Origin of the sequence: Hahella sp. NBU794 (genome assembly GCF_050749805.1) — a bacterium.
Classification (GTDB): domain Bacteria; phylum Pseudomonadota; class Gammaproteobacteria; order Pseudomonadales; family Oleiphilaceae; genus Hahella.
In genome coordinates this window covers 6,766,249-6,786,817 of sequence record NZ_CP192738.1, presented here as the reverse complement: position 1 = coordinate 6,786,817, position 20,569 = coordinate 6,766,249, and the positions used below count along the sequence as shown (strand labels likewise).

Annotated in this window: 18 protein-coding genes; 7 read left to right on the top strand and 11 right to left on the bottom strand. The window is 54.9% G+C overall.

The window, feature by feature from the left end; all coding sequences use genetic code 11:
* Positions 1-27: 27 nt before the first annotated feature.
* Entirely contained in the window at positions 28-711 is a 684-nt protein-coding gene (locus ACQYWX_RS29925; RefSeq protein WP_216736596.1) for an SIR2 family NAD-dependent protein deacylase, read from the bottom strand.
* A gap of 133 nt (positions 712-844) precedes the next feature.
* Between ACQYWX_RS29925 and ACQYWX_RS29920 the strand changes: the two genes are divergently transcribed.
* Entirely contained in the window at positions 845-1,465 is a 621-nt protein-coding gene (locus ACQYWX_RS29920) for a class I SAM-dependent methyltransferase (protein WP_431687348.1), read from the top strand.
* On the opposite strand, the gene ACQYWX_RS29915 is transcribed toward ACQYWX_RS29920, so the two are convergent.
* A complete protein-coding gene (locus ACQYWX_RS29915; protein WP_216736594.1) occupies positions 1,441-1,761 on the bottom strand; it encodes a hypothetical protein in 321 nt (106 codons plus the stop codon). The two genes, ACQYWX_RS29920 and ACQYWX_RS29915, sit on opposite strands and share 25 nt — an antisense overlap.
* Before the next feature lie 12 nt (positions 1,762-1,773).
* Between ACQYWX_RS29915 and ACQYWX_RS29910 the strand changes: the two genes are divergently transcribed.
* The 5 genes from ACQYWX_RS29910 to ACQYWX_RS29890 all read left to right on the top strand — a co-directional run bounded on the left by ACQYWX_RS29910 (position 1,774) and on the right by ACQYWX_RS29890 (position 6,786).
* Positions 1,774-2,526, top strand: coding sequence for an SDR family NAD(P)-dependent oxidoreductase (locus tag ACQYWX_RS29910; RefSeq protein WP_216736593.1), 753 nt, complete (start codon positions 1,774-1,776; stop codon positions 2,524-2,526).
* 37 nt (positions 2,527-2,563) lie between these two features.
* On the top strand, positions 2,564-3,163 hold the full coding sequence (locus tag ACQYWX_RS29905) for a YigZ family protein (RefSeq protein ID WP_431687347.1): 600 nt from the start codon (positions 2,564-2,566) through the stop codon (positions 3,161-3,163).
* A gap of 169 nt (positions 3,164-3,332) precedes the next feature.
* Complete coding sequence (locus tag ACQYWX_RS29900) at positions 3,333-4,094, top strand: M48 family metallopeptidase (RefSeq protein WP_216736591.1); 762 nt, start codon at positions 3,333-3,335, stop codon at positions 4,092-4,094.
* A 131-nt stretch (positions 4,095-4,225) separates the two neighbouring features.
* Positions 4,226-5,566, top strand: a complete 1,341-nt coding sequence (locus ACQYWX_RS29895) for a hypothetical protein (protein ID WP_431687346.1) — start codon at positions 4,226-4,228, stop codon at positions 5,564-5,566.
* 593 nt (positions 5,567-6,159) lie between these two features.
* Positions 6,160-6,786 (top strand): PEP-CTERM sorting domain-containing protein, encoded by a 627-nt coding sequence (locus ACQYWX_RS29890; protein WP_216736589.1) that lies wholly within the window; start codon positions 6,160-6,162, stop codon positions 6,784-6,786.
* Positions 6,787-6,924: 138 nt separating this feature from the next.
* Here ACQYWX_RS29890 and ACQYWX_RS29885 read toward each other — a convergent pair whose 3' ends face one another.
* The 9 genes from ACQYWX_RS29885 to ACQYWX_RS29845 form a co-directional block, all read right to left on the bottom strand.
* A complete protein-coding gene (locus ACQYWX_RS29885; RefSeq protein ID WP_216736588.1) occupies positions 6,925-7,191 on the bottom strand; it encodes a hypothetical protein in 267 nt (88 codons plus the stop codon).
* A 300-nt stretch (positions 7,192-7,491) separates the two neighbouring features.
* Positions 7,492-10,164, bottom strand: a complete 2,673-nt coding sequence (acnA, locus tag ACQYWX_RS29880; RefSeq protein ID WP_431687345.1) for an aconitate hydratase AcnA — start codon at positions 10,162-10,164, stop codon at positions 7,492-7,494.
* Positions 10,165-10,199: 35 nt separating this feature from the next.
* On the bottom strand, positions 10,200-10,430 hold the full coding sequence (locus ACQYWX_RS29875; protein ID WP_127974208.1) for a DUF2061 domain-containing protein: 231 nt from the start codon (positions 10,428-10,430) through the stop codon (positions 10,200-10,202).
* A gap of 186 nt (positions 10,431-10,616) precedes the next feature.
* Positions 10,617-11,177: a DUF4190 domain-containing protein gene (locus ACQYWX_RS29870; RefSeq protein ID WP_431687344.1), complete on the bottom strand. Its 561-nt coding sequence runs from the start codon at positions 11,175-11,177 to the stop codon at positions 10,617-10,619.
* Between the two features lie 285 nt (positions 11,178-11,462).
* Positions 11,463-12,488, bottom strand: a complete 1,026-nt coding sequence (locus ACQYWX_RS29865) for a substrate-binding domain-containing protein (protein ID WP_431687343.1) — start codon at positions 12,486-12,488, stop codon at positions 11,463-11,465.
* A gap of 167 nt (positions 12,489-12,655) precedes the next feature.
* Positions 12,656-16,285: an ATP-binding protein gene (locus ACQYWX_RS29860; RefSeq protein WP_431687342.1), complete on the bottom strand. Its 3,630-nt coding sequence runs from the start codon at positions 16,283-16,285 to the stop codon at positions 12,656-12,658.
* 67 nt (positions 16,286-16,352) lie between these two features.
* The gene (locus ACQYWX_RS29855) at positions 16,353-17,024 is read right to left on the bottom strand and encodes a DUF4194 domain-containing protein (RefSeq protein ID WP_431687341.1); all 672 of its coding nucleotides are present in this window, start codon (positions 17,022-17,024) and stop codon (positions 16,353-16,355) included.
* Positions 17,021-18,496, bottom strand: a complete 1,476-nt coding sequence (locus tag ACQYWX_RS29850) for a Wadjet anti-phage system protein JetA family protein (RefSeq protein ID WP_431687340.1) — start codon at positions 18,494-18,496, stop codon at positions 17,021-17,023. Before ACQYWX_RS29850 ends, ACQYWX_RS29855 begins: the two co-directional genes overlap by 4 nt.
* A gap of 105 nt (positions 18,497-18,601) precedes the next feature.
* The gene (locus ACQYWX_RS29845; RefSeq protein ID WP_431687339.1) at positions 18,602-19,495 is read right to left on the bottom strand and encodes an FHA domain-containing protein; all 894 of its coding nucleotides are present in this window, start codon (positions 19,493-19,495) and stop codon (positions 18,602-18,604) included.
* Between the two features lie 179 nt (positions 19,496-19,674).
* On the opposite strand from ACQYWX_RS29845, the gene ACQYWX_RS29840 reads away from it, so the two are divergent.
* On the top strand, positions 19,675-20,532 hold the full coding sequence (locus ACQYWX_RS29840) for a PP2C family protein-serine/threonine phosphatase (RefSeq protein ID WP_431687338.1): 858 nt from the start codon (positions 19,675-19,677) through the stop codon (positions 20,530-20,532).
* Positions 20,533-20,569 lie beyond the last annotated feature (37 nt).

Below are 20,569 nucleotides of genomic sequence, written 5' to 3'. Positions count from 1 at the left end.
ACAAAGATATCAAGGAAAATAGGGGGCTCAGGCCTGTTCGAGTAGCTGTTCGACCAGGGTGACGACACCCTGGGTGGCGGGTTCATTTACCACCACTGCGTCGTGCGCCTCTGGATTGGCGTTAGGATCAACGATATACATAGGGACGCCGCGCATGCGCTTCTCCACCAGATAAGCGGCGGGATACACCTCCAGAGACGTTCCCACCACCAGCATGATATCGGCGCTGTGGACGATTTTCTGCGCCTGGGAGAACAAAGGCACCGGCTCGCCAAACCAGACTACGTCTGGTCGTAACTGGCTGCCTTTTTCACATTTATCGCCAATGTTAATGTCCCGATCGCCGTGCTGATAAACCAGTTTAGGGTTCACTGAACTGCGGCTTTTCATCAACTCGCCATGGATATGCAGCACCTGACTGGAGCCAGCGCGCTCATGCAGGTTATCCACATTCTGGGTGATGATGGACACCAGATAACACTCCTCCAGCCGGCTCAGGGCGTAGTGCGCGGCGTTGGGCTGAGCGGCGGCCATGATGCGGCGTTGCGCGTTCCAGTAGGTCAGCACTTTCTCGCGATCTTTGCGCCATCCTGTCAGCGAGGCGACCTCGTTATAGTCGGTCTCGCGCCACAGACCGTCCTCGCCGCGATAAGTTTGAATGCCGCTTTCGGCGCTGATTCCGGCGCCTGTAATTACCACGATATGCTTCATAAAAAACGTACTTCAATATTGGAGAAGGGCACTGAGCGTGCGAATCAGCATGCCAAACAATACGCTGTCTAGGCAACCTGGAATATCCCTGACGCGGAGTTACGCCAGCGTCAATCGTTCACAAGGAGAGGCAATGAGTTTCGACGCTTTTGTTGCGCGCCGCTTAAGGGACTCGCAGGGATCATTAGGCAGAATGCTCGCCAGTTGGATGAGTAACGCTCATAACGAGCTGAATCAGTTCATGAAACAGGCCATGTGTCTGGAACCTTCCGACCGCGTGCTGGAAATCGGCTTCGGCGCCGGCAAACTGATTCGCGAAATGGCGCATATCACCACCAACGGCGGGGTAGCGGGCGTTGATACGTCGACGGCCATGGTGTCCCGGGCGACACGTAATAATCATAAACTCATTTCCTCCGGCCGGGTGACGCTGGTGAACGCCTCCGTTGAAAGCATTCCCTTTGATGATGCGGCTTTCACCAAAGTGTGCAGCGCCAATACGCTGCATCTCTGGCCGGACCCGGAAGAGAATATTCGCGAGGTGTTTCGCGTACTGACCAATGGCGGAACTTTGGCGCTGGGGTTTTGTTCGGAGAATCCGCCCGACGGGCAGCCGCTCGCACGACATGGTTTTGCGCTTTGCTCTGAAGACAGTGTCATGGCGCTGTTGCGTCTGGCGGGCTTTTCCCGCATTGAAATATTGCAGGAAAAACGCCGGCAAACGACGCTCTACTGCGCGCTGGCGACCAGATAGTCACCGACTTTGAGATCATCCGGCGTGACGTAAAAGCTGGCCCCGATACGGCTTTTAACCGCGACGCCATCTTGTATCTTCGCCAGACATCCACTGACTTCTACGGCGCATTCCAGTTGATTGGGGCGCGCTATATCAATCATTATCAGATAGCGGTTTCCGGCAGCCGACATGAAAGTCGTTTCACTGTGGCTTCCGGCGCGCTGCAGCAGTTCTGCATAGGACGCGTGCCAAAGTTCTTTCATCGCAGCCTGCAGCGCCGCGATGGCGTCTTGATGTTCGTTATTACTCAGCAAAGGAATGATCTCATGGATAAAGACAATGCTCGGATTGCGTTAGTAACCGGAGGTAGTAAGGGTATCGGACTGGCCGTGGTGAAGAAACTGTTGCGTCAGGGGGATTGCGTGGTTACCTGCGGTAGAAACGACGCCAACTGGGAAGAGGCGAAGGCCGCGCATCCAGATCTGGATGCGGTGGATTTTTACGCCTGCGACCTGACGGATCGCCGCTCCCTGCGCCGCCTGTTCGGATACATCGAGAGTCGCTATGGCGCATTGGATATGGCGGTGAACAATGCCGCCTCGGGAACCGGCTCCACGAGCGCCATTACTGATATGTCGGAAGAGCAATTGCGCGGGCCGTTGGAAAACGAACTCTGGGCGCCGGCGCTATGTCTCAAGTATGAGCTTGAACTCATGTCGCGCGGCGGCGCCATCGTCAATGTCAGCTCCGCCAATCGCTTCCGCCTGCAACCGGACCCATTCAACGCCGCCGCTGGTCAGGGGCTGGAGAGTCTGACCCGTTCTCTGGCGCTGTCGTATATTACGCGGGGCGTGCGCATCAATTCGGTCGCTCCCGGCGCCACCCGCACCCCGCGCTGGACCTCGCGGTTGCAAGACGGCCATAATCCACAACAGGAGCAAGCTGCCTCATCGGCGCCTATTGGCCGCTTCGCCGATCCTGAAGAAGTGGCGGAGGCCATTGTCTGGCTGGCCTCTGAAAGTGCAAGTTATGTGGTCGGCCATACTTTGGTGGTGGACGGAGGCCTGTCGCTTACCTGAATGTTGCGTTGAACTGGAATACCAAGAGTGAGGACTGATGTCTTATTTTGCCCCGGCGGCGGCTGTGGAAACTGTCTCTGAAGTGAAAAAAAGCCGCTTCATCACTCGCGCTGGATATGCGGACAGCCGCGAGGCGGCGATGACGATGCTGGCCCAGGCGAAGCAGGACTACCCCGACGCCGGACATCATTGCTGGGCCTATCTGTTAGGCAACCCGAAATCCGCACAGAGCGCGGCGATGTCTGATGATGGCGAACCCAGCGGCACGGCGGGAAAGCCGATATTGAACGTGCTGCAACACAAGGGCGTCGGCGATGTCATGGTGATTGTTATTCGCTACTTTGGCGGCGTCAAGCTGGGAGCGGGCGGATTGGTGAGAGCCTATTCCGGCGCGGCCCAGCAGGCGATGGTGGAACTGCCGGTACAGCTTCGCGAAACTCTGGCCAGCATCAGCTTGAGCTGTGACTTCCGCCATGAGCAGGTATTGCGTTTATGGCTGGATCAACATGGCGCCCGCAATGTGGCTGCGGAATATGCCGAGCATGTCATGCTCAGCGCTGAGTTGTCGCAGGATAAGCTGACTGCTTTGCAGGAGTTCTCCGCCGGCTTGGGAGTGACGTTGACGGTTGTGGAATAAACAAAGTAGCAGCTGTAACCTGCGGACGGCGCTTATAGGATGGTTGCCAGCGGCGTCCGCATAATTTCTAATGGTCGCGCTAGCGCCCGAATAGATAATCAGACTGAATGATTTAATCTGGACCTGCTTGTGGGCGGGTTCGTTCAACTATAGCTGAGGAAGCCTGAGAATGTTGCGAAAACATCTATTGCCTTTAGTCGCCGCCCCTATTTTGAGCCTGGGCCTGGTGTCCGGTTGCGCCAATAGCGGCGCCTACACCGACTCCGCATTGACGCTGGGCGCCGGTGTGCTGCAGGCCACCACCCTCACGGAAGATCAAGTGGTGTCCGTGTCCCAACAGGCGGCGGACAAGATGGATAAAGAAAATAAAGTGGCTCCGTCCAGCAGCAAATACGCCAAGCGTTTGGACGCCATTACCCGCAATCTGAAAAATGCGGACGGGCTGACGCTGAACTACAAGGTTTATTTGTCGGATCAGATCAACGCCTTCGCCATGGCGGACGGCACCGTGCGGGTCTACTCCGGACTGATGGACGTGATGCCTGACGATCAGGTTCTGGCGGTCATGCAGCATGAGATTGGCCACGTCAAACTCAAGCACAGCTACAAGCAGATGCGTGAGAAAATGCTGACGGACGCAGCATTTCAGGCGGTTGTTTCAGCTGGCGGCACAGTAGGCGAGCTGACCCAATCGCAATTGGGACAAATCGCATACGCGGCAGTGAATGCGCGTTTTTCTCAGGCGGACGAACTGGAAGCCGACGCATATTCCGTGAAATCACTGCACAGACTGGGCAAAGATCCCTATGCAATGAAGCGCTCCATCGAAACGTTGCAGAAAAAAGTCGGCGGCGAGTCCAGCTTTCTGAGTTCGCATCCGTCCAATGAGAAGCGACTGGAAAAAATCCAGGAAGAGATCAAACGTCTGTAAAAGATAAGATTTCGACCCAGAGCAGGGAAGACCCAGTCTGAGTCGACAAGCTGTGCGGCGGACGCCGGTTTGGCGCCGCCGCGAAGCGGGACTACGCTTAAGAAAGCTCAACCAGACGCAGGGAGTGTGTGATGGCCGCGACAACAATCAGCCCCGTAATCAGTAAAGCCGAACCGGATTCCGGCTATACCGAACCCAACTTTCTCCCCTTTCCTGAAGAAAACGCCTGGAGCAATCTGGCCAAGGTGGTGCGCGGCGCGCTGAACATGTTTCCGCCGTTCTATCTGCAATCCATCTTTGGGCCAATTTCAAGCTGGCCGCCGCCGCATCGTGAGTTGTCGGAATACACCATACTCGACCTCTGGCGTTTAAAGCGTACGCTCGGATTTCTGGCGGACGCCAATATCCCCGCCTATTCCCATCTGCCCAACAAATGGGCGCGGACCTTTCTTCCGCCCTTCGTCAACCGACTGTTCTGGCGTCCAAGCGGCTACTTTCAGCAGGCGGACCCGTTTGACTCCGTCACCTCATTCAGTCACGAGCGCTGGTTTTTCCTCAATGGTATTCTGACCAATAAGGCCATTGCAGAGCTTAACTCGCAGCTGATCAGCCAGATGTTTCAGCGCCCGGTGACGGTTATCCACAACCAGACCAGCTCGTTTCTCTTGGATTTGTTTCAGTGCGCCGTCGGAAAAAGCTTCAAGATCGATCCGGATCTGGAGATTCCGCAAACCATGACTGAACCAGACGTTAAGGCGACGATAGCATTGCTGGAGGCGATGAAAAATCCGGCGCTGGAGCGGGTGGTGCTACTCTGCCATTCACAGGGAACCATCATCGCAGCCAATGTGTTGCGCGCAATCAGTCGGGCTTTGAAAGCGTTGCAGAAACTGAAAGACAACCCGGAATGCAATGATTGGGCGAACCTGGAGCTTATTGACCGTTTGGCGTTGGCGCATCTTACGCCGGATCAGTTTGGCCTCATGGATAAGAGCGGCTTTAACGCCTACGCCATTAAATTGCTCAAGAAGCTTGAGGTATACAGCTTCGCCAATTGCGCCAATACCATGACCTATATCGCCAAAGTAAACATGCCCATTGAGATGGGCGGTGGCGTTACCGCGCTGCCTTATATCGAAAACTTCGCCAATCAGTATGATCTGGTCGCCCGCCTTGGCGTCATCTCGCCATTGCGGGAATCCGGTTCATCCATCATTGATATTGACGGCCCCCTCTACCTGCGTACGGATATCGACGCCTGGGGACATCTGTTGAACCAGCACTATTTGTACGCCATCAGCGATTACCTCTCCGCACCCCAGGGGACCTCTCGCAATCCTTATCAATTAGAAGGCGATAACGCGGATAGAACGCCTAGACTCTACTGTTACTTCCGAGGCGATAGCCCGGAGCGGATAAAGTCGTTGGATGAAAATCTGCGCAGATTCCCTGTTGCATTGGACATGGTTTGACCTGTTATTCGCTGAGCGCCATCGTCGCCAAGGCTTCCAATGAGGGAAAAATCGCGGCAGCTTCCCCATTTAACTGCTGATTTTGTGATTAGAATCGCAGGTTAAAAGGCGAGAGGAACTTGTTTTTAGTGCGCAAACTGCAAGTGTAAAAAATACTGACGATTATTGGGTCGTTATTCCCGCGAAATCTCATCAGAGAATAACTGTATGTTTAATCGGCGATAATCTCGGCCAAATTATGTGATGCATTGTTATCTTTGTGGGTTTTTTATCTGTTCTTAAAGGAATGATTGAATAAAAGCCTAAATATAGTTCCTAAAGAATAGTCTCAAAAGTCTATGCATGTTCTTCATGAAAATATCGGGACTATTTCTTAAGGTCTATATCTTTTTTGTGTTTATTTAAATGCGAAGTGAACGGCTGATCAAATTTTGTCAGGCCTATATCTAAAGGCCGTGTCCACTAACTTTACTGAGAAAATATACTTTTATATTGGTTAAAAATATAACGATATGTTTTTTATTATATTTTTAAACCAGGGAATACTTTGTGCCTTTCGGGTAACTCCAAAATCAAAATTATAAGGAGTAACCATGCACAAGGTTATTAATGCATTGTTTCTAGCAAGTAGTGCAGTGGCCTTTGTAGGGTCTGCTCAAGCCGCCATTGTAGACATTTACACGGATCAAGCTGCTTGGGCGTTAACAACAGGAGCCTATGAGGTCGAAAGTTTTGACCGGGACGCGTTAACCTCAGGACTAAGTATTTCTTCAGGATGGAGCCACTCCACGGTCAGCGGCGGGAAGTTCTATGACCGTGTTAGCGACACCTATGCGCCCACCGTTTTCACTTTTGAAGGCGGCGCCACCTCTTTTGGCGGCATTTGGGACTTGGCGGGCCCCGGAGGAGAGGGGACTGGCATCAAGATGGAAATTGAGCTGCTGGACGGCAGCAAGGTTGTCGAAGAAATGGCTCCGACGTTGAGCGGCACTTTCTGGGGCTTCGCCCTGGACCAAGGCTTCTCTTCGATCAAGTTCCTGGAAGGCTCATTCGCTGCGCTGTTTGAAACTTACAGTCTGGACGAACTCTTTTTCACAGGAGTCGCCGGTAAGGACAAAGACGCAGCTGAGACCAGCGAAGTTCCCGAGCCGGGAGTATTCGCACTGCTAGGTTTGGGCATGCTCGGTTTGTCGATGCGCAGGAGATCTTCTCAAGCGTAATCGATCTAACCGATGGAATAGGCCGGCGGAGACGTCGGCCTGAACCAGGAGTTAGCTCAAAAACTCCCTTTCCATTTTCGCGAGAGTGCGCTACTGCGTTAGCGCCCATGAAGTACTCGCTCCTTTTTCGACGCTTTGTTACATTGAACGCAAATGCGTCGGGATAATTCTTTCTTCCAGAATCTCTGGAACCATCAGGCAAAGCTCCCAGTAAACGCCGTCTTCTTTCTCTGAGCGGTGTGAGGCGAAGCTGTATCCCAGCCGGCTTAACACATTTTCAATTCGTTTCGTGGAGAATTCAGGGCCGACTTTGAAAACTCCATTAGAGCGCCCGATACACCTAGCTTCCCGCACCATGCGAAACAGCTGTCGCTCAAACTCCGGAGATGTTTTCTTGGTGGTCATGTTCACCGTACTTGGTCATGCTGAGTGTTGGTTTTGAGTAAAACTTCCCAGACTTAACAGGCGAGCTTAACTGTGATGCCGCCTCTCTCAGCGTTAGGGAATAGTGCTATGGCCATAAAGACGCGGTAAATAACACTTGTATGAATATGATATAAAAACATCAAGTTATCAATATTTTTTAAACTGGCTATTAAGTGTTCGAAAACAAGAGCATGGAGAAGCGAACGACCAAGCAGGCCGCCGCGACCTCGCCGTGCGGCCTGGATAATCTCTTAACGCGACTTGAACGTGGCTTGAGCTTCAGGACGTCGACTTGCTCGCCAAGTCTCGCACCACATATTGCAGAATTCCCCCATGGCGGTAGTAATCCCACTCGGTTGGCGTATCAATGCGTACGTCCATGTCGAAAGTCTTCTTCGAACCTTCTTTATCTACGGCAGTGACAGTAATTGATTTGGGTGAATCTTCCAGAGAACCGAAGGAGTAAGTTTCTTCTCCATCGAGGTTCAATGTCTGCGCTGATTCGCCGGGCTTGAACTGGAGAGGTAAAACGCCGAAGCCAACCAAATTGGAACGGTGAATTCGTTCATAGCTTTCCGCCAGCACCGTTCGTACGCCAAGCAAACTGACCCCTTTGGCGGCCCAATCGCGACTTGAGCCGGAGCCATATTCTTTTCCGGCGATGACAATCAGCGGAGTCCCATTCTCCCGGTAGCGTGAGGCGGCGTCGAAGATACTGACGACTTCTCCGCTGGGCCAGTGTGTGGTCCAGCCGCCTTCTGTTCCCGGCGCCAGTTGGTTGCGTAATCTGACATTGGCGAAGGTGCCGCGCATCATCACTTCATGATTGCCGCGGCGGCTGCCGAGACTGTTGAAATCTCGTTGCTCGACGCCGCATTCGAGTAAATATTTTCCGGCGGGGCTATCCGGGCCGATGGAGCCGGCAGGAGAAATATGGTCGGTGGTAATGGAGTCGCCAACTTTCACCAAGGTCCGCGCTTGTTCGATTTTCGGCAGAGCGGGCGGCGATAAGGTCATTCCGTTAAAGAACGGTGGTTTCTTGATGTAGCTGGAGTCGGGCCAATCATAGGTTTTACCCTCTGGAACCGGCAGTGCGCGCCAGGCGTCAGTCCCAGTAAAAACATCCGCATATTGGCTGCGATAACGCTCTGAAGAAACTGTGGCGGCGATAAGGTCGGCGACCTCTTTTTGCGAAGGCCAAATATCCTTCAGGTAGACATCCTCACCATTCTTGTCCTGGCCAAGAGGATCTTTGTAAATATCCATACGCATGGAGCCGGCCAGGGCATAGGCCACCACTAACGGCGGCGAAGCCAGATAGTTGGCGCGCACCTCTGGATGTATGCGGCCTTCGAAGTTGCGGTTACCGGATAGCACGGACGCCACCATGAGTTTGTCTTTGCGGATGGCGCTTTGAATCGCCTCCGGCAGTGGACCGGAATTACCGATGCAGGTGGTGCAACCAAATCCAACCAGATTGAAGCCGAGGGCTTCCAGATCATCCATGAGCTCCGCCGCCTTGAGATAAGCCGGTACGACCTGAGAACCGGGAGCGAGGGAGGTTTTCACCCAGGGTTTGACGGTCAACCCCCGCTGCTGCGCATTTCTCGCCACGAGCCCTGCCGCCAGCATGACAGCCGGGTTAGAGGTATTGGTGCAAGAGGTGATGGCGGCGATCACGACGTCTCCGTGCAGGAGTTGATGAGAATCGCCGTTGCGCTCTTCTGTCGATTCGTTGTCGGAAGCGGAACTCAGGTCCAGATAATCCTGCAAGGTGCTTTCAAAAGAGACTTTGGCGTCGAAGAGCGCGACGCGGTCCTGTGGACGTTTGGGACCGGCCAGACTGGGTGTGACTGAGCCCAGATCCAGTGTCAAAGTATCACTGTATTGCGCTGGACTATCGCCTGTTTCCCGCCATAGGCCCTGGGCTTTGGCGTAGGTTTCCACCAGATTGATCAGGCTGTCCTCTCTGCCGGAAAGCTTGAGATAGGCTAAGGTTTCTTTATCCACAGGGAAGATGCCGCAGGTGGCGCCGTATTCCGGAGCCATATTGGCGATGGTGGCGCGGTCCGCTAAGGGCAGGTGGTCGAGACCATCGCCGTAAAACTCGACGAACTTTCCTACCACGCCTTTCTTGCGCAGCATTTGCGTGACAGTGAGAACGAGGTCTGTGGCGGTCGCGCCTTCGGCGAGCTTGCCGGTGAATTTAAAGCCCACGACTTCCGGCGCCAGCATGCTGACCGGCTGCCCCAGCATGGCGGCTTCCGCTTCAATGCCACCAACACCCCAGCCCAATACGCCGAGACCATTAATCATGGTGGTGTGAGAGTCAGTGCCGACCAGGGTGTCAGGGTAGGCGAACCATTCACCATCGATTTCTTTTTGCATCACCACCTGCCCCAGATATTCCAGGTTCACTTGGTGCACGATACCGGTGCCGGGAGGGACTACCCTGAAATTGGAAAACGCTTTTTGTCCCCAACGCAGAAACTTGTAACGTTCCTCATTGCGTTCGAATTCTATCTGAGTGTTGCGCGCCAGGGCGTCCTGGTCGCCGAAATAGTCGACCATCACAGAGTGGTCGATGACCAGATCAACGGGTTCGAGGGGATTGATCAACCTGGGGTCGCCGCCGAGACTCATCATCGCGTCGCGCATGGCTGCCAGATCCACCACCACTGGAACGCCAGTGAAATCCTGTAAGACAACCCGCGCCGGCGTGAACGCAACCTGCGCGCTGGGTTGAGCGCTGGCGTCCCATTGCGCGAGAGCGGCGATGTCATCTTTTGTGATGCTATAGCCGTCTTCTCGCCGCAACAGATTCTCCAGCAGGATCTTGATGGAGTAAGGCAGCCGTTCGACTTTGTATTCCGCCGGCATCGAACTTAGTAGATGGATGCGGTAGCTGCGGTCTCCGACGGATAAATCGGAGAGTGTGTTAAAACTGTTCATGGCGCCTCCTTGATCCGCCTGGTCGGGAAGGAAGGTTAACCGCTTGCGGCGCCGGCTCCATGTACTGCTGCATCGGGAGAGGAGGCGGGCTTGGATAACCGGCCGAACCGTTCCCAGGCCTTTTCATGAAAGAAATAGGCTACAGTGTTGCACAGTGGCTCCACTAATGCGATAGCGCCCCCGACGATGAGGTCGCCGGTTAACAGGTACCCTACAGTGAAGGCGACGCTGAAATGGATGATGGCGAAGGTGAACGTTTTAACCATGTCTGACTCCTCCGTACCACGGTAGCCGTTTGTTTGTTATGGCTAGATTAGAATGATTCTCATTATTTAAAAAGGTAATCATAACTATGCTTCCGATTGATTGGTTTAATCGGAAGCAGGAGCACGCGCGGGGGTCGTAAGTGATGAGCGCCAGAATGAAAGATTGCTACAGAAAGCAGATGAGTATCAGAGCTGTTGATGGTACGCCTGATAACCAATCCATAGGACAGTGCCTAACAGGCCAAGATAACCCAACACCAAGCCAGTGATAGCCAGCCCCGCGCCGGTCAGTACGCCAGCGCTTTCCCGAATTTTATGGAGCGCGATATGTCCACAGATAATCGCTATCAGGGAGCCAAAGAAGAACAGGCCGATGAGGCTGAATATAAAGCTGGTCACCGCCAGGCCAGAGGTGTGGGAAAACGTGGCCTTGCCTGATGCCGGGTTGGCGTTGACGCGTTCACTCGACTGTGGTTGAGACATCGGGGAAGCGTGCGCGGTGGGGGAAGGCGTTGCTGTCTGAGCTGAAGCGTTTGGCGCAGGCGTTGGCTCTGGTGTGGCGGCCCTTTCCAGGAAATAGATTTCCGTCGCTAGCGTGCCCAGAGGAAGGAAGTCCACTTTGTCTCCCCGTCGCGGCGCTTCCTGACTTTTCCACTCAGCCAGGCTGAAGGCGTAACGGCTGCCTTGATGACATCTCAACACGCCTTCACGGTTGTTATGATTGATATCAAGTACTACTCCGTCCATATCTATCACCTACGTCTGCTGGAACTCTATATGCGTCATTTGGAAAAGAGGGGAGCCGGTTAGTGTAACGGACGCAAACAGCGGAAGTAGCCTGGGGCAAACCCTAGGGGCGTTAGGTCGTTTTATCGGAAAAATATCAAATAGAATCAGAGAGAAAGCGCTGTATAAGTCGGAATGTAACGGACTGCTTATGCAGCTGGAAAGGAGGCGGTAAGCGGAGGGCGGACGTGATCAATCCGCCCTTGCAAGGCATGCGGCGAATAAGTGCGTTGAAATCTATACAGCTCACTCCTTGGTGACGCGTCTTTCCATAATGGCGGGATCGTCCCAACGGTAGATGCGGTTTTCCGTATAAGTGATTTCGGGAACACGCTCTCCCTCTGAGAGCTTTTTCAGATAGCGGTAACTGATCCGTCCCATTTCCTCGAAATCAATGGAAACAAAGGCGTGGACGAGCTTCTCACTCAACTGATCCAGCTGTTCAGGCAGTGGCGTGCCTATGCCTATGACAACTATCTTGTTGAGCGAATCAAGATACTCAGCCTTCGCCGGCATCATGACTTCCCGGTAAAGATTGAGGTCGATCTGAGGCCATGAGCCGACGGAGAGGAATACATTGATCTCCTTGTTATAGATCGCCTCCCGCATTTGCAGCAGGGCGCGATCGTATTTATCCCAGTTGTACCAAGGACAGCGAACAGGCTCATGCCATCCGTTTTCGCCAGTGAGTTTGCGGTCAGCGGGAAAGGCGTCATCTCCGCTAAGCACCTGCCGCACGCCCAGCAAGCGCGCGTTAAGGTTTGGGTTGTAAGGGCCGCCGCTCATCAGACAAACAGCGCCGCCTTGCGGTCGCAGACGCATGGCCTGAGTGGCGAGATTGCGTCCAAAGCCAAGGTTGTCGGGTCCCACGTAAGCGCTACGCAAGTTGTCGTGAGGTTTTTCCAGATCGGAATCAAAGGTAATGATGGGAATGCCGCGTTCTGAAGCAGCTCGTAAAGAACTTGCAGCGAGGTATTCAGAATTGGTGACGGAAACGGCAATGCCGTCAATGCGTCGATCCATCGCCTCCAACAACACACGGTCTTGAGTGCGAAAATGTGCGGGACCGACTTCTCCAATGTGAATACAGGTGTCGTCATTGAGGCGGGCCTCTTCTTCACATCCCTTCCAGGCGTTGATGAAATTGATGTCCTCCACGCTCTTGCCGGCGATGCCGAAAATGCGTCCGGCGGCCTGCGTCGAAAGTGCGGCCAGGGATAGCGACAGTGCGGTGAGGAGGTGAATCCCAAAGAGCCAAGATCGACTGTCCATGTGCGTCTCCAAAACTCATTGAACCCAGTGTTGTCTCTAAGTATGGAGCAATTTCCGTGAAATTCACGGCTATAGTTATTGGTAGCGTCGTGACGTAGGAATAGATAGCTGAAGCACGAGGGCCGGAGCCCTCGGCTGGCATGTTGAAATCGTAAGTTAAAACGTCTTCAACCAAACTCCTCCATAAAATCCAGAGCGAACTGGTGGCGGATTTGTTTGCGGTGGTTGGCCCAGAGTTCGGCGATTTTTTCCTGGTTGCACTTTTGCCTGTCCACCAGAACGCGGGTTTGCAGTTCGCCAACCGGGCGGGTGGTAGGGCATTTGGTGAACACGAACTGGTTACTGATCAGGTCCATGAAGGGGCCGGATTTGCTGGTGGGCATAATGAATACCAGCTGCAGGCCCAAAGTCTGGGTCAGATAGTTGATGACCTCGCGGGAGCGGGTTTCGTCCATTTTCGAGAAGGCTTCGTCCACCAGCACCATACGCAGATGACTGTCGCCTTCGTTGAAGCGGAATGCGGAGGTGATCGCCGCCGAGCGGATGATGTAGGCCGGGGTCTCCAACTGGCCGCCGCTGCCGGTACCGTATTGCGACAACGGAATCGGTTGTTTGCCTTGCGGCTCCTTATAAATCTCGTAATTGCGGTAGTTGCGATAATCTGAGATGCGTTCAAGCTCGCGCATCGCTTTTTGCTCGTCGTCGGACAGCAACATCGCCATCATGCGGTCGCGCACTTGCGAGGCTTTCTTCGACAACTCCGCGTCAAACAACGTGGCACCTTCGCCGAGATTGGGCAGGGCGATGATTTCCTTGAAGAAATCCCAGTATTCCTTGAATTCCGGCACCCACGTCCAGTCGAAGCGGAAGGATTCGCGGTCGGCGCCGAAACGATGGTGCTCCAGCTCCCGGTTCATGTCCTCCAGGATCTTCTTGCCGTCATTGATGGCCTGATAGATGGCGTGGCAGAGATGGGTGACGAAGGTGTTGTTGAACGCCAGTTTCAACTGCGCCAGCTTCTCTTGTTTCTCCACCAGGATGTTGTTTTTCAGGCGGTTGCGTATTTTGTCGATTTCCCGGCTGACTTCACAGATGCGGCTGAAGAATGCTCGGTTATGCATCTGGTCATAGTCGGGCAGATAGGCGATCTGATCCAGCGGATTGCTCGACTGGTTGTGCTCGATCAACTTGTTCTCGAACTGTCGCGCCAGGCTTTCAATGTTGGATTGAGTATCCTGCAACTCCAGATACAACTGATCGGAACGGATGCTTTCCGCACATTGATCCGCCTCCTGCAGGCGCGCTTCACTATCGAAATTCGGCCACAGGGACGCGATTGAGCGCAGGGACTCTTCTTTTTCGTCCTGTTTGGTTTCCGAGGCGTCTTTGCGTTCGCTGAGCGCCTTACAGAGATCCGCCTTCTGCGCCAGCTCGGTTTGCAGACTGCCTTCCCGCTTAAGAAGAACCTCAATACGTTGCTTGAGTTCTTTGTCCTGTTGCTTGAGTTGCTCCAGCTCTTGTTCCAGTTGCTCGAAGTCGGCCAGGTCCAGGTGGGCCAGGCGATCTTCCGCTTCGCGTAGTTCCCGGTGGATATCGAGCATGGCTTTCAGGCGGTCGGCGTAGGACAGCGGCTTGATCTGATCCGCGGCGCGCAGCAGATTGGACAATTCCTGCCACTGCTCGCCAGCGCGTTGGTGCTCGATGCGGATTTGCTGCAGCTCTTCTCTCTTTGCGTCCAGAGCGCGTTCCCGCGCCTCCTGTCCAAATACCAGCTCACTGTCGGCCACGTCACAACGAAACATGCTGTAAGAGCCCGAACCCAGGCCGTTGGCGGTGACGCCGCGACGGGTCATCCGCAACTCTTCCTCCGAACGCACCCGTAGCACGTTGCCGTAGCTGGCGGTGATGTAGTAGCGCGCGGTGGCGTGGCTGAACTCCATGACATGGATAATGGAATCTTTGTCCAGATTCATGCGCTCGCAATCGCGGCGGGCTTTCTCACCCTGGATCACGCGCGCCTGTCCGCCGCCTTTCAAGGAGCGCAGGATGCGGGTGGCGCGGGCTTCGTATTCCGGCTCCACCAGAATCGAGAAGCGTCCGCCGCCGACATAGCCTTCGATGGCGTTTTGCCATTTGGGGTCTTTGATTTCGACGTAATCGCAGAGCACTCGGGGGTCCGCCTCGGGGCACTCCCGGCGAATCGCCTCTAACGCTGTTTTTACGTGGTAAGGATAAGTGACCTGACGCGTCTCCAGGCTTTCGATTTCCGCCTGTTTCTGATGGCGTTGCTGCTCCAGCTTCTGATTCAGGCTCTCGCGTCGGTGCAGGGCGCGACTGACTTGGTCACGCAAGCTGACGCCGTCGGCGCTGATTTCTCCATCGTGCCACTGGCGCTGCCACTGGTTGGCTTTCTGTTGAATTAATAACGCCTGATCGAGGTGGCTTTCGAGGGGGGAGATATCCACCCAGTCGCGTCCCAGCAGGGCGGCGAAATCCACCTGACCGTGTTGTTTCAGTTGGCTGAACTCCAGGGCTCCCGCCCAGACATCCTTATGCCCCAGACGCGGTACGTCATCCAGGATATTCTGGTTCTTCATCAGGTTGATGATGTTATTGGTGGCCTGAAAGATGGCGTCCAGACGATGATTCTGCTCCAGCAGCCCCGGCGCTTGTTCGTGCAGGGCGCGGCCATTGGCGGCGATCAGCTTCTCCAGCTCGTCTTTCTGCTGCAGCGGCTGATGGCCCATGCGTTTGGCGGTCAGCTCAAGCAGACGGCCCTCGATCTGGTCGTGGCGGGCTTCCAGCGTATCGCGCTCCTGCTGGTTGGAAACTTTCTCATCCTGCAGGGACTTCTGCTGCTTCTTGGCGGTGAGATAGGCTTCCTGATCCGTCAGATACTGGTGGCGCGCGGCGACGTATTGCCAGACGTTCAAATCGATCCAGCGTTGAATATAGCTCTCGCCGTAGCCCGTGGCGTCGCTCAGAATGCGAATGGCGTTCTTGAGGCGGGACGCGTCGCTCTCCATACCGTGGATAGTTTTGAGCAGATCGGAGACGGAGCGGATCGCTTCGCCCAGGTCTTTCTTTTCCAAGATTTCATTGGCAACGAAATCATTGATGCTTTTCACTGGCTTATAGGCCATGAAACGGGAGAATGCGCGAGCGGCGTTCATCGCCTCACGCTCCGGCACCTCGTGAGATTTGCCGCGCAGAATGCCGTAAAGGCGTTTTAGATAGCCTTTCTTGGTATCGTACTTCTCCACTTCGAATTTCTTGCGCAGGCGCGCCACGATCTTGTCCATGGGCATGACGAATTTGTCGCCGCTGGCGTCTTCGCCCTGCAGGTCGGATAGACTGATTTCCGCCCCCGGCAATATCAGGAAGAACAGGTCGTCCTGGCGCGCCACCCGTTGCGAGCCAGCCTGATCGATGTGGGCGCGGCAACAGATAAGGGCGGTGAAGGGCTCGGCGGACTCGCCTGTCGTTGGATGAAAACAGGCGGCGATATAGCCTTCGGTGGGCTCCAGACGGGCGAAGCTGCCATCGTCGCAACCGAGTACATAGGAAGACAGCGTACGCACCTGCTTGCCGCCGCGACCCCGTTGGGTAGTTTCATCCTGGCCTGGGTTGTAGGTGAACAGGTAATCGTGGGCGGCGGTCATCACCGTCTGAATGGCGTCCGCCGACGTGGTTTTACCGGAACCGTTGCCCCCGGAAAGCAGATTAATGGGGCCGAAATCGAATTCGCTGTTGGGGATGTTGCCCCAGTTAACGTAGATGCATTTCTTTAGAAACATGGTGCTCTCAAATCACTGATAGTGGACGCCGCCTTATTTATTCCGTCCTTGGGCCAGCTTCCGCCGGTTAGCTTTCTTCCGGGGACGCCGCTGCGTCTTTCTGCTGCGCCTCTTCTCCCCGCAACGCAGACAGCGCTTCATCGCTGACGAAGTTGACGATTTGCGGACGGATGCGGACCCAGCTTTCGCCGCTTTCCAACGTGTCTTCCTGGCTGAATTGCAACAGACGCAACTGACGTAGGCGCTTCAGCAGCTGGCGGCGTTCCGTCAGATTCTCCGGCAGGGTGCGTTGCAGCAGGTTCTTCATGGCGATGGACAGCGCCTCAAAGCTGAGCGTGACGCCGCCCTGATCGTCCACCTGACCCTCTCGTAGGGCTTTGTCGTACTGGCTGCGCAATACCAGAATCAAGGCGATTTCCTGCTGATTCAGGCGCGCGCGCAAACCGGTGTTGAACGGCTGATCCACCTCATCGTCGAGACCTGGCGCCTCCGCTCCCGGCGGATACGCACGGATATATTGGAACTGACGGTCATGCAGCAGACGCACACCGAGAACGGACAGATAATCGTCCACCAGCTTGTCGATGCGCAGGTAACGATCATACAAAGATTGTTCGATCAGGCTTTCATCGCGGCAGATGATGCTGTAATCCAGCAGACGCAGCACCAGCTCGCTGAAGTCCGTTAACTGAAGTCCTTCAGAGGACAGTTCATTTTCAAGGCATTGACTCAGAATCATAAGGTGTCTTGCATCGCTTTTTTCGGTCGTACTTCGATGATGAAATCATCCGCCTGGAGTAAATAATCATTGCTGACCAGATCGCCCGTCGGCTCAACCACGAACTCGTATTCGCTGGAGAGTCCTGACACGGAGCCCAGCTCCACGGCATGCATCGCCGCCAACAGATCGGGAGCGGCGTTAATGGGCAGATGTTTGGTCTGGATGCGTTGGCCGCCCCGCAGCGCCTGAATCAGATACTGACGGGTACGGTCGTCATTGATGACGAAAGCCTGATCCAGCGCGTGTTGTATGAACAGCTCTTTACGAGCGCCCTGATCCAGCGGCTCATCGTTGAGCACCCGGCTGTCCACAGTAATCTTACGGCGACCTTCGCGCAGGCTGATCTGTTTGGGGTCGATAAGGCCCACATTGAGATTGGCCATCAGGGCGCCTGCGCGCTCCAGACGCGCCTGTTGCTCTTCCGCCGGCAGCTCGGTCAGCTCCTGGCAAATCTGCACCATGTCATTATGGCGCTGGCTGGCCAGATAGCTCATTTGACGGATAATGATATCCGCGCGTCGGGTGAAGTTACGTAGCGCGCTGCGCAGGGCAGGCAACATGATATCGCAGGCGTTGGTGAGTCGGATTTCTATGTTATCCAACAGCAGCCAGAGCAGGGATTGCCCCTCCACCACTCGATCCGGCAGCAGACGGCGCAGTTCGCCTTCGGCGTGCGCCTTGGCCTCTTTGGGGAGCCTGCGAATCTGGCGCACCTGGGACATGATCTCGTCCCGGTGTTTCTCCACGGAGTCCGCCGACAGGCGCACTGACAAATCCGGCTGGAAGCGTTTGTCCATGAAGTCGAAGAATTCATCGCTGGCTCGTTTGATCAGCGCGGTGATCTCAATTTCTTTCACCAGCTGGCGCTTGCGGTCTTCCAGCTCAGTAATAATGTCAGTGAAGTCGCTGATGATACGCTCGGAGTATTCGTAGGCGTCAAGCAGGTCGTGGACTTCGCCGGCTTCAATAAACGCCCGCAGCGCATTACGGGTATTGCGGGTGTTGCGGTGACGGGTGCGCACCGACGCGCCGCTGAGCTCCACAAAGGGCTGGGTAAACAAACGCCCTTTACGGCTAAAGTGATAGCTGGACTGTAGCGTAACCTCGTCAACCTGTACTTCCAGCCAGCCGTAGTCAATCAGCGTATTGAGAATCCACAGGGCCTTGTCGCGATCCGTACGGAAACGCCCTTCGGTTTCGCTGTCTTCATCGGTTTCCAGCTCCGGCGCGCGAGTCAGGGCGGTTTGGAAGATCTCCACCATCTGTTCTCGCTTCAGAGCGTGGCCGTAGTCCGCCATGCTGCTGTAGAAACGTTGATACAGCAAACGCAGGCACTCCACGATCATTTCGCGGTATTTGCTGGTCAGCGGACGAAAGAATTGCGGGCAGTCTGTAGAAAAAAACTGCTGAAAACGGTCTGGATTCGACATCAGTAACGGCTGTGCAGGTTGTTCTGGGGCGACCGCCTATTATAGGGGCAAGGTGGAGGAAATCCCATGAGCAAAATGTAACAGGGGATGCCCCGACCGGTATCCTTACCGGAGCAGGAAAAAGGCTGACAGGGCGCCGAACACCACGGCGAAGCCGATGACGGTGTAAAGCAGATAGCCGCTTTTGGATTCCGCTTTGGCTGCGAATTCCTGAGCGGGAGCAGGTTTCTCTTGCGCCGGTTTTCTGGCTGCTTTGGGCGGCGCAGCGGGTCGCATTGGGCGTGGCGGCGGATTATTGGCGACGGTTTCTTCACCGGTTGGCGCGGGAGAGGGCGCTTGCGCGACCGCGTCTGGACGCACGATGGTGCGGTCGCCGTCATCTTCGGGCCCGGTCACGGTAAAGGTGACGACGTCAAAACGCAGACGATCGCCTCGTTTGGCGCGTCCCTGGGTAATGCGCTCGCCGTTCAGGTAAGTACCGTTGGTGGAACCTAAATCCTTGACCAACATATAATTTCCCGCCACAGTCAACTGGGCGTGCTGACGCGACAAATGGGACACCGGCACAGTGATGTCGCACTGTTCGTCACGGCCGATGATGACGGTGTCTTCGATCGGGTAAAACGATTGCTTGGCCCAGCTGGCGTTGGTTTGCAGGCCCCATTCATTATGGGCGATGCTTTGCGGCGCTTCGTGTTTCGGTTTATGCTCGGCTCCGGGATGCACCACTTTAAAGTGGGCTTTTCCCAGTTGGATGGTATCGTTTTCGTTGATTTTTACGGCTTTTTGCACCTTTTTGCCGTTAACGCCCACGACATAGTCGGGGCTGAGGTTCAGCAGATACAGCTGTTCCTCCTGCAAACGTATCTCGGCATGAAAGTCCTGGATGTCCGGCTGGTTGAGAATCAGGTTGTTGGAAGAATGCTTACCTATTTTCAGGCGCGGTTCTACCAGCCAGATGCTCTCCCGGCTTCCATCGGTGAATTGCAGTTTCAGCATGCTGCTAGGGGCCTCGTTAAGCTCACACTTGTGGAAATGACTACTGAATTAAGGTTCTGCCGGTCAGAAGGCGCTTTAACACTTTAGAGTATAGTCAAGGAAACTAAACTGAAAACCCATCTATACTAAAGAAATATACTTTTTTAATCCCCATGAATCAGGGACTTGGAAATCTTTTAATGCAAGTAGGTTTCGCAACTCATACCGGCCGGCGGCAGCAAAATCAGGATAATGGATTAGTAGACGAATCGACAAGTCTCTATGCCGTCGCCGACGGCGTTGGAGGGGGCGACAGTGGGGAAGTCGCCAGCGCGAGCGTGTGCCAGTCCATGCAAAGAGCGGTGCACGCCGGACATCCATTGGAGCAGGCTATTCTGCTCGCTCATCAATCCTTGTTAGGCGACGACATCAGTGGCGAGCGCGGCTACGCGGCGTCCACCGTTGCGGCGTTGCATGCGCATTCCGATGAAATGGAAGTCGCTTGGGTGGGCGACAGCCGCGTGTATCTGTTGCGGGACGACCTCGTCATGCAGATGACGGAAGATCATTCTGTCGCACAACGCAGCACCGGACTATCTGAAGAAGAAGCGGCGCGCATTCGCCATGTGCTCACCCAGGCGGTGGGTGCTGCGGGTGAGGGTGGGCTGCATGTGGACGCCTATCGCGTGCCCCGTCAGGCGGGGGATGTCTGGTTGATGTGCAGTGATGGACTGCATGGCGTGGTGCCCGAAGAGCAGATACAGGAAGTGTTGGCGCGTCGCGGTAACTCGCAGAGTAAAGCCGATGAGCTGGTGGAAATTGCTCTCACTAATGGCGCTGATGACAACGTTACCGTGCTGGTGGTGACCGATAAAGACGGCGCGCCCCATAGCAACGCTGCTCCCAAGCGCGATTTGTCCGGTGAAAAAACCCGACCCATGCCGCCTTTCGCCGAGTCGAACGCATCACAATCCGCATCGGGACGGCCTTGGCGTTACATGGCTTTAGGCGGCATACTGGCCGCAATACTGTTTTTGGCGCTGGCGTTCGCTCTTTAACGCTTTGGAGAGATTCGGCGACGGACTAATGCATCTA

Excerpts from the sequence above, each read along its gene's own strand:
- ACQYWX_RS29925 (WP_216736596.1), bottom strand. The coding sequence starts at position 711 with ATGAAGCATATCGTGGTAATTACAGGCGCCGGAATCAGCGCCGAAAGC.
- ACQYWX_RS29920 (WP_431687348.1), top strand. The coding sequence starts at position 845 with ATGAGTTTCGACGCTTTTGTTGCGCGCCGCTTAAGGGACTCGCAGGGA.
- ACQYWX_RS29910 (WP_216736593.1), top strand. The coding sequence starts at position 1,774 with ATGGATAAAGACAATGCTCGGATTGCGTTAGTAACCGGAGGTAGTAAG.
- ACQYWX_RS29905 (WP_431687347.1), top strand. The coding sequence starts at position 2,564 with ATGTCTTATTTTGCCCCGGCGGCGGCTGTGGAAACTGTCTCTGAAGTG.
- ACQYWX_RS29900 (WP_216736591.1), top strand. The coding sequence starts at position 3,333 with ATGTTGCGAAAACATCTATTGCCTTTAGTCGCCGCCCCTATTTTGAGC.
- ACQYWX_RS29895 (WP_431687346.1), top strand. The coding sequence starts at position 4,226 with ATGGCCGCGACAACAATCAGCCCCGTAATCAGTAAAGCCGAACCGGAT.
- ACQYWX_RS29890 (WP_216736589.1), top strand. The coding sequence starts at position 6,160 with ATGCACAAGGTTATTAATGCATTGTTTCTAGCAAGTAGTGCAGTGGCC.
- ACQYWX_RS29885 (WP_216736588.1), bottom strand. The coding sequence starts at position 7,191 with ATGACCACCAAGAAAACATCTCCGGAGTTTGAGCGACAGCTGTTTCGC.
- acnA (WP_431687345.1), bottom strand. The coding sequence starts at position 10,164 with ATGAACAGTTTTAACACACTCTCCGATTTATCCGTCGGAGACCGCAGC.
- ACQYWX_RS29875 (WP_127974208.1), bottom strand. The coding sequence starts at position 10,430 with ATGGTTAAAACGTTCACCTTCGCCATCATCCATTTCAGCGTCGCCTTC.
- ACQYWX_RS29870 (WP_431687344.1), bottom strand. The coding sequence starts at position 11,177 with ATGGACGGAGTAGTACTTGATATCAATCATAACAACCGTGAAGGCGTG.
- ACQYWX_RS29865 (WP_431687343.1), bottom strand. The coding sequence starts at position 12,488 with ATGGACAGTCGATCTTGGCTCTTTGGGATTCACCTCCTCACCGCACTG.
- ACQYWX_RS29860 (WP_431687342.1), bottom strand. The coding sequence starts at position 16,285 with ATGTTTCTAAAGAAATGCATCTACGTTAACTGGGGCAACATCCCCAAC.
- ACQYWX_RS29855 (WP_431687341.1), bottom strand. The coding sequence starts at position 17,024 with ATGATTCTGAGTCAATGCCTTGAAAATGAACTGTCCTCTGAAGGACTT.
- ACQYWX_RS29850 (WP_431687340.1), bottom strand. The coding sequence starts at position 18,496 with ATGTCGAATCCAGACCGTTTTCAGCAGTTTTTTTCTACAGACTGCCCG.
- ACQYWX_RS29845 (WP_431687339.1), bottom strand. The coding sequence starts at position 19,495 with ATGCTGAAACTGCAATTCACCGATGGAAGCCGGGAGAGCATCTGGCTG.
- ACQYWX_RS29840 (WP_431687338.1), top strand. The coding sequence starts at position 19,675 with ATGCAAGTAGGTTTCGCAACTCATACCGGCCGGCGGCAGCAAAATCAG.